10 protein-coding genes are annotated in these 8494 nt (G+C 36.2%); 7 read left to right on the top strand and 3 right to left on the bottom strand.

Annotated features, from left to right (window positions below; all coding sequences use genetic code 11):
- From RT261_RS13010 to RT261_RS20945, 7 genes are all read left to right on the top strand, one after another.
- Positions 1-595: ABC transporter ATP-binding protein (locus RT261_RS13010; RefSeq protein WP_313133077.1), on the top strand; the 595-nt coding region annotated here is incomplete at its 5' end.
- A gap of 18 nt (positions 596-613) precedes the next feature.
- Positions 614-1534, top strand: a complete 921-nt coding sequence (locus RT261_RS13005) for an ABC transporter ATP-binding protein (protein ID WP_313133076.1) — start codon at positions 614-616, stop codon at positions 1532-1534.
- 176 nt (positions 1535-1710) lie between these two features.
- Positions 1711-2904 carry a M20 family metallopeptidase gene (locus RT261_RS13000; protein ID WP_313133074.1) on the top strand — a complete coding sequence of 398 codons (1194 nt, stop codon included), beginning with the start codon at positions 1711-1713 and terminating at the stop codon, positions 2902-2904.
- Between the two features lie 485 nt (positions 2905-3389).
- A complete protein-coding gene (locus RT261_RS12995; protein WP_313133072.1) occupies positions 3390-4514 on the top strand; it encodes a zinc ribbon domain-containing protein in 1125 nt (374 codons plus the stop codon).
- A 99-nt stretch (positions 4515-4613) separates the two neighbouring features.
- Positions 4614-5627, top strand: a complete 1014-nt coding sequence (locus RT261_RS12990) for a diaminopimelate dehydrogenase (protein WP_331665483.1) — start codon at positions 4614-4616, stop codon at positions 5625-5627.
- 515 nt (positions 5628-6142) lie between these two features.
- On the top strand, positions 6143-7402 hold the full coding sequence (locus RT261_RS12985; RefSeq protein ID WP_313133071.1) for an LCP family protein: 1260 nt from the start codon (positions 6143-6145) through the stop codon (positions 7400-7402).
- Positions 7403-7530: 128 nt separating this feature from the next.
- On the top strand, positions 7531-7776 hold the full coding sequence (locus RT261_RS20945; protein ID WP_331665482.1) for a hypothetical protein: 246 nt from the start codon (positions 7531-7533) through the stop codon (positions 7774-7776).
- Here the strand turns inward: RT261_RS20945 and RT261_RS21165 are convergent.
- From RT261_RS21165 to RT261_RS12970, 3 genes are read right to left on the bottom strand one after another with little or no spacing between them, the layout of a single operon-like run.
- Positions 7683-7871, bottom strand: coding sequence for a ClbS/DfsB family four-helix bundle protein (locus RT261_RS21165; RefSeq protein WP_442871777.1), 189 nt, complete (start codon positions 7869-7871; stop codon positions 7683-7685). The two genes, RT261_RS20945 and RT261_RS21165, sit on opposite strands and share 94 nt — an antisense overlap.
- Positions 7792-8007 (bottom strand): hypothetical protein, encoded by a 216-nt coding sequence (locus RT261_RS12975; RefSeq protein ID WP_313133182.1) that lies wholly within the window; start codon positions 8005-8007, stop codon positions 7792-7794. Before RT261_RS12975 ends, RT261_RS21165 begins: the two co-directional genes overlap by 80 nt.
- On the bottom strand, positions 8004-8270 hold the full coding sequence (locus RT261_RS12970) for a TfoX/Sxy family protein (RefSeq protein WP_313133069.1): 267 nt from the start codon (positions 8268-8270) through the stop codon (positions 8004-8006). Before RT261_RS12970 ends, RT261_RS12975 begins: the two co-directional genes overlap by 4 nt.
- Positions 8271-8494 lie beyond the last annotated feature (224 nt).

The raw sequence follows: 8494 nt of genomic DNA, 5'->3' as shown, positions 1-8494 counted from the left end.
TATTGCCATTGTACTGGCATGTGATCCCAAGGTGCTGATTGCAGATGAACCGACCACTGCCCTGGATGTAACCATGCAGGCACAGATTATTGACTTACTGAAATCTCTTCAGAATAAGATTAATACCTCGATTATCTTTATTACCCATGACCTGGGTGTGGTGGCGAATGTGGCGGATCGGGTGGCGGTAATGTATGCCGGAAAGATTATTGAAATCGGACGCTCCAATGAGATTTTTTATGATCCGAGACACCCATATACCTGGGGACTATTAAATTCCATGCCGACCTTGGATACCAATACTGCTTCATTATATACTATTCCCGGCGCACCTCCGAATTTACTAAACCCCCCGGCAGGAGATGCCTTTGCTCTAAGAAACGAATATGCACTGGCAGTGGATGATGTATATGAACCCCCTTTGTTTCAAGTCAGTGACACACATTATGCTGCTACCTGGCTATTAGATCCCCGGGCACCGAAAGTAAATCCGCCCGCTGCGATTGAAAAGCGCAGAGAGGAATTTATTAAGAGTAAAAGAAAATCCGTGCAAGTGAACGAGACAGAGGTTCTGGCCTCTTGTGTTAATGAGTAACAGACTGGAGGTTTGAGTATGGATGGAATAACTAAGATAGATGGAATAACTAAAATACTTGAGGTGGAAAATCTGGTACATACCTATGATACAGGTTCTCTGAAAGTAAATGCGGTAAATGATATCAGCTTTTATATTAGGGAAGGGGAAACCTTCGGGCTGGTAGGGGAATCGGGCTGTGGGAAGACCACGACCGGGCGTATGATTGTTAAGCTTCTGGATATCACTGCAGGAACCATTCGCTATAAAGGCCAGGACATCACCAGGGTCAGCCGCAATAAAGATTTAATGAAATTCAGGCAGGAGGTTCAGATTATCTTTCAGGATCCCTATGCATCCCTGGATCCGCGCAAAAAAATAGGTGACATTATTGCGGAAGGCTTAACCATACATAAGATTGGTGCTTCCAAAAAAGAGCGGAATGATATCGTGGCTGATTTGTTACAAACGGTAGGCTTAAGCATGGACTTTGCTTCCCGTTATCCTCATGAATTCTCCGGAGGACAGCGCCAGCGAGTAGGAATTGCAAGAGCATTGGCACTGGACCCAAAGTTAATTATCTGTGATGAACCGATTTCAGCATTGGATGTATCCATTCAGGCCCAGGTAGTCAATCTTTTGAAGGAATTACAGAAAACCAAAAAGCTTACCTATCTGTTTATTGCCCATGACCTGTCCATGGTGAAATATATCTCTGATCGTATCGGTGTTATGTACAAAGGAAAGCTCCTGGAAATGGGGGAGGCGGAAGAAGTATATAATCATCCCATTCATCCGTATACAAAAAGCCTGATCTCGGCAATCCCACTACCGGATCCCTATTATGAACGAAACAGGAGGCGGATATCCTATACCCCCACACTGGAAAGAGAAGGGCTTAAGCTTAGGGAAGTGAAACCGAATCATTATGTTTACTGTACGGAAGAGGGGGAGTTTTAGAAGCTGAGTATGAAGAAGCCAAAGCGGATATTCAACTTGCATACAGCCAAGTTCGCTTCCTGATGAGGTTAAACAGATTAGTTAGATAATGGGGATGTTTTCTATATAAGTAAATCAGAAAAGTTAGGAACGACGATGTTTTTTATATAAGCAAATCAGAAAGGTTAGGAATAACGATGGACAGAAGAAAACAGTTAACAGAGTTTATTGATAGAAAGGGAGATACCTATAAAAAGATAGCTCTGGATATCCATGAGCATCCGGAGGTAAGCAATTATGAGTTTTACGCATGTAAGCGTTTGTCTGAGCAGCTGTCAGAGGAAGGCTTTGAAGTAAAAACCGATGTAGCCGGTCATAGAACAGGTTTTTCAGCGGTTTATCAGTCTGGTAAACCCGGACCTGTACTTGCATTTCTTGCGGAATACGATGCTTTAGAGGGGCTGGGGCACGGATGCGGACATAATCTCTTTGGGACCACCTCATTGCTGGCGGCAGCAGCATTGAAACAAGTAATACAGGAAACAGGCGGGGAAATCAGGGTATATGGAACGCCAGGGGAAGAAGGCGGAGAGAACGGAAGTGCAAAAGGAAGCTTTGTCCGGGAAGGATTTTTTCGGGATGTAGATGCGGCGCTATGTGTGCATCCTGGTGCCGATACTCATAAACTGACAGGTGTATCCTTAGGTTGTGCCCCTGTTGATATTGAGTTCTGGGGTCGTGCTGCTCATGCATCAGGTGCACCGGAGAAGGGGGTAAATGCACTGGACGGAATCATTCAGGTATACAATTCGCTCAATGCACTAAGACAGCATCTAACAAAGGATGTACGTATCCATGGTATTATCACGAATGGCGGTGATGCTCCCAATATTGTACCGGAATATGCCAAGGCAAAATTCTATCTTCGTGCAGCAACGGCACCGAAACTGGAAGAGGTATATCAAAAGGTTGAGCATATTGTAGAAGGAGCAGCTCTTGCCACCGGTGCAAGAGGACGAATACAACCCTATCAGAACAGAGTGGAGAATACCATTCCCACACCTTCCTTTGATGCGGTTTATGAGAAAAACCTGAAGTTGTTTGGAGAAGTTATAACACCTGAAGAAAAGAACGGTCCTTTAGGCTCAACGGATGTAGGGAATGTGTCACAGGTAATTCCGGTAATACAGCCCCATATCTCCATTACCGATGTTCCGGTTGCAGGACATAGTGAGGAAATGAAGGCAGCTGCCTGCTCCGAGAAGGGGCTTGCTTCTGTATTGCTAGGTGCAAAAGTATTAAGCTTCACTGCACTTGATTTGCTGGAGGATCATGAATTACTGACCCGGATTAAAGAGGAGCATAAAAGATTATTACAGGAACAAAACTAATATGGAATTGTAAAGCAAGCTGCTATCATAACATTTACGATAGCAGCTTTTTTAGGAACTTTTATTTTTGATAGAGTTCCCTTTAATGAAAGCACTATTTCATACAAGTGTATTTATTTAATAGTGCAGAATTAATAGCTTCTTTCCCTGCCAATGTTAGCATTGATATAACCTGGTATTCAAAATCTTATACTCCTCATGGTACTGTATTATATTTAATATGCTTGATTTTATAATAAAAATTATATATTATTAATCGTGAATACAATAACTCCACATGTAAGCAAGTAAAAGAATACACAGAGCAAGGGATTAGGAAATCCCCAAAAGGTTGAATGTCCATAAACAAAAAATATTAATGTTATACATAAACTTATGCTTTCGTGGCTAATAGCATATAGATAGGGTAAAGTTATATGATATTTTCGGCTGTCAGTGTAGGATAATTATGGTGAGAAAGTAGATAAATACGAGGAGAAAGTTACATGAAAATATGTGAATATTGCGGAACAAAAGCAGAAGATAATATTTTACAATGTAAAAATTGTGGATCAAATGATTTTGAGAATATATGCATTAATTGCGGAAAAACTTTTACCGGAAGCAAGTGTCCTGGCTGTGGAGTGCTAGTGGGAGAGAATCCCCGCATATGTAATAATTGCGGAAAGAAAACATTTGAAAAAGTATGTCCCGGTTGTGGAACTGATTTGACTTATGAAAAATCGGATAAGATTGTTTATACACATATAAATACTGAAATTAATACGAATTCAAAAATTAATGCGAATATTAAATTTTACACGAATGATGAAATTCACCCTGATACTGTAACAAATACGGATTCTGAGAGTAATATTGATATTAATACAATAAATTATGAAGAGGTACATAAAGCAAAAAAGAAATTTGGTCGTATATATAAAATCTTTGTTGTATTAGTTATAATAATAGTTATTATTGGAATAAAAGGAAATGATAATGATAATGAAAATAAAAGTGACAATAAAAAAGAGAATGCAAGTGAAGATATAAGTGAAAATAAAAGTACCGATAAAAATACTTTATCAGATTTGGAAATATTAACATTGGATTCCCATCCCAAATTTTATGGGGATTACAAGGAAGCAAAAAAATTCTGGGCTAATTATAAACAAGTTATGGTTGATAAAACAAGTTCAGAATATGAAGACAAATTGCTATTAGCAGCAACTGGGGATAATAAGGTAATTACAGATATAACTATTGATTTTACTCATTCTGATGAAATTAAACACAAGCTGACGGTAGAAAAGGTTTTAAAAATTGTTTGCGAATATATCCCTTATGATATTTTGGAAAAATATTATGAATATACGGAATCATTTTATGAAACATCTAAAGATGGAAACTATAAAGCTTATCATTATATTATGTCGCTTAATAAGGAAGGTAAAGCTGCTAGTGCAAACAATGATTTTCTTCTATACGATAAATTTGCTTTTAAAATAATACATAAAAATGATGATGATTGGATTGTTAAAATAAACCGCTCAGCATATAAAGGAAAACATGAGAAATCTGACAAATATGAAGTAGAATATTGGAAAGCAGATTTAAACAAATATAAATAGAAAAGTTTATATGAAAAAAGAAAGTATAATGAATAAGTTAGTATTTAAAAGTTTATACAAAAGAAAAAAGTAGATAATATAGATAGACACAAAATAGTTATGAACAAAAAAGGTGGTATAATGATGCAAAAGATTAGAATTGGAATCGTCGGTTATGGCAATTTAGGAAAAAGCGCAGAGCTTGGAATCAGACAAAATGAAGACATGGAACTTGTGGGAATCTTTACAAGGCGTGATCCATCTTCCATTAAAGTTGCAACACAAGGTGTGAAAGCCTATCCTATTGATGAAGCAAAGAATATGACGGATAAAATTGATGTTATGATATTGTGCGGAGGCAGTATGTCTGACCTGCCAAAGCAGGGGCCTGAATTTGCAAATTGCTTTAATACAGTAGATGGATTTGATACCCATGCTAAAATACCGGAATATTACGCAGAAGTGGATAAAGCAGCAAAAGCGGGTAAACATGTAAGCGTTATATCAAGCGGCTGGGACCCGGGTATGTTCTCTTTAAACCGATTAATGGCTAATGTGATTTTACCGGAAGGAAATGATTATACTTTCTGGGGAAAAGGTGTGAGCCAGGGACATTCTGATGCAATCAGAAGAATAGAAGGTGTAAAGAATGCAAAACAATATACGGTACCTATTGAAGATGCAATAGAGAAGGTGAGGAAAGGAGAAAATCCAATTCTTACAGCAAGAGAAAAGCATCTTAGAGAGTGTTATGTTGTGGCAGAAAAAGGAGCGGACAAAGCTAAGATTGAAGAAACCATTAAGAATATGCCAAATTATTTTGCTGAATATAATACAATTGTACATTTTATATCAGAAGAAGAATTAGAGAAAAATCATAGTGGAATTCCTCATGGAGGATTTGTAATCCGTAGCGGAAAAACTGGAATGAATAAGGAACATTCACATCTTATTGAATATAGTTTAAAATTGGATTCTAATCCGGATTTTACTGCAAATGTACTACTTGCCTATGCAAGGGCAGCATTTAGACTTAATAAAGAGGGCGTTTCTGGTGCAAAAACCGTATTTGATATAGCTCCGGCATACCTTTCCATAAAATCAGAAGAGGAATTGAGAAAGAATTTATTATAATTTTAAATACGGGGTAGGATGTAAATTATATTTACCTTATTGCTACCATGAAGAAATTAGGATGTATTACAAAACTAATTATGTAATACATCCTTTTTATATCTTAATTCAAAAGTCATTTATATATATCTATTGTATAATTTCATTTTCTAATAAAGAGCCATAAAATTCTTTATCAGGCAAATATAATTTCCAATACGAAAGTATATAACTATGATAAATGAGAGTGCATATGGGAAAGATATTTTGAATAGAAGCTGTCGGAAACGGAAGAAAAATTCAGATATTCAGTGTTGACATTTTTCGAAATATTTGTTACAAACAATATTTAAAATAGAAATTGTAAGAAATGTAAAAATATAGGAAATTAAAGAGGCTAATCATCTCATACCTTATATGTATTTTACATTTTTATTAATTTTTTTATAAATATCTTTTATTTTTTCAATCTTGTGATATAATTGTTCAAGGCTACAGCAGTGCTAATATCATAAACATTTAGGAGAGAGGCTATAATGGATAAAGATGATTTTGAAAAGAATAAATATAGATCCAACATAGGAGATATGGACACTAATAAATCAGCAAATGATTTGGACCAATTATCTCACAGGCTCGGTAATAAAATGGATGATTTTCAAGATGAAGATACATTTCTTTATGAAATAAATAAATCTCTTGCAGATCAAGTAAGTGGGGAATTAGAGGAGGAGAATGTTATTACGAAAGATAGAAGTACAAACAAAAGAAAGAAGAAGAAAAACAAAGGTTTAAAGATTTTTGCTGCTGTATTTTCTGTATTTATGTTACTAGTTGCATTTCTTGTATTTACACCAGTAGGAAAGAAGCTTATCCTGAATATTGCAGGTAACTATATATATGGAAAATTAGACTATGACGAAAACAAAGAAAAAGATAAAGAAAGACCTGTAAAACCTAAAGAGGAAGAACATGTAATAAATATTCTTTTGGTTGGAGTAGAAGAAATTCAGGGTGCTTCCAATACGGACTCCATGATTATCGCTACTATGAATACAAAAGATAAGTCCCTTAAGTTAACTTCTTTAATGCGTGATTTATACGTTGAGATTCCGGGATATAGTAAAAATCGTCTCAATTCAGCTTATGCCAAAGGTGGTATTGATCTTTTATATGATACCATTAAATTAAACTTTGGTATACCATTGGATGGCTATGCAAAGGTAAACTTTGAAAAATTTGAAAGTATTATAGACATTATAGGTGGTGTTGAGGTTACTCTTACTGAAAAGGAAGCATCTTATCTGAATAGAACCAACTATATATCAAATCCGGCTAACCGAAAGGTAGTTGCCGGTAAACAGATTATGAATGGTAATCAGGCATTGGGATACAGCAGAGTTAGAAAGGTATCTACAGGAACAGAAAGCAATGACTTTGGAAGAACACAAAGACAAAGAGCGGTACTTAATTCTATATTTGACAAATTAAAATCTAAAAATATTATAGAACTCGGATTTTTAATGGACAAAATATTAACTGAAGTTAAAATTGAAACAGATATTACCCAGAAGGAATTTAATGATTATTTAGAAGAAGCAGTAAGCTTAAAGGTAAATCAATTAGAAAATTACAGAATTCCTGCAGATGGCAATTACCAAAATTCAAAAGTTCAATTGGGAAAATTAATGCAAGAGGTATTGGAGCCAAAAGATTGGGATACTACCAGAGCGGACCTTCGTAAATTTATTTATGGAGACACAACAAGCACGGTAGAAGTTAAACCGGCAGAATAATGATAACGGCATTTAAGAAGGAAGTTTCACCTAAGTATTTTTAAACATAAAATATTGATATAACGTAAGCACCTGTTATGTTTTATATTCTTAAGATTGGAATAACATAAACATAACAGGTGCTTTTTGTGTTTGTATATAAAGTACTGGGTGGTTTCTTTGGGATCCATATAGTTGCTGAATTCAGACTATTCTTAATCTACATTTGGCTTATAAAAAGTTTAAGTTACTTTCATTTTTTTCCACTTTCGGATTTTGCTGCGGAAGGATTTGAAGGGGGCTACGGTGTTGATATGCACCCATTTCCAAATTGGCCAGTTGGCTGCCGTAGAAGCTGCCCATTTCCTGCCACCAGGCTGAAACTAAAACTTTGAATCCAAAGGACAAACTCACCAACGGAATTGATAAACATTTTTCGCAGCTGTTCCAATGAATAGCTGCTGTATTTTTCGTAAAAGCTTTGATACAAGGCGCCCAGCTGATTCCATTTCAGTACGGGCGCAGGTCTTTGTCAGCTTCTGCACATCGTCGAATTCCCGGATGAAGGCATCAGCGGTTTTCTTAATTTCATCGATTAATTCCTTTTTGTTTATATATTCATTCATATAATTGCTCCCTTATGTTGTTTATAAAATTCTTTCAATTTTTTCTTAGTATCATCGTCAAGATAGTGCCATCTTATACCCTGAATCGCGCCCTCCAGAGCAGAAAGCCTCATGATGCAGGCTGATGGGTCATTAGCAAGGATGCGCAGCCAGGCTTCCCGGCTTCCTACTTCTTGCAGTTGCTTAATTGTTGTAATTCCAACATCGGCAAGCTGAGCTTCCAGTTTTGCGGCAATGTTTGGAAGTGTGGATAATTCACCCATTCTATTTCCTCCTTATTAAGTTATAATCTGTGTTGGTAGTTGTCCTGCTATAGGACGTCAAAATCTAAGCTGTAGAAAATCTTTATTGGCGTCAAAATCCTCTATTGTTCTGTTCGCCTTTTTTGAATCTTTATGTTCCTGTTATAAACTAAATTTCCAGAAAAATCAAGAACAACTTGGAATTAAATTAAAAAGGGCAACTCTAATATTGTTCATTAATAGAA

Source organism: Anaerocolumna sp. (assembly GCF_032079385.1).
In the GTDB taxonomy this organism is placed as follows: Bacteria; Bacillota; Clostridia; order Lachnospirales; family Lachnospiraceae; genus Anaerocolumna.
Note: the sequence above shows the minus strand (reverse complement) of the source record. Positions and strands in the feature narration are given on the sequence as shown.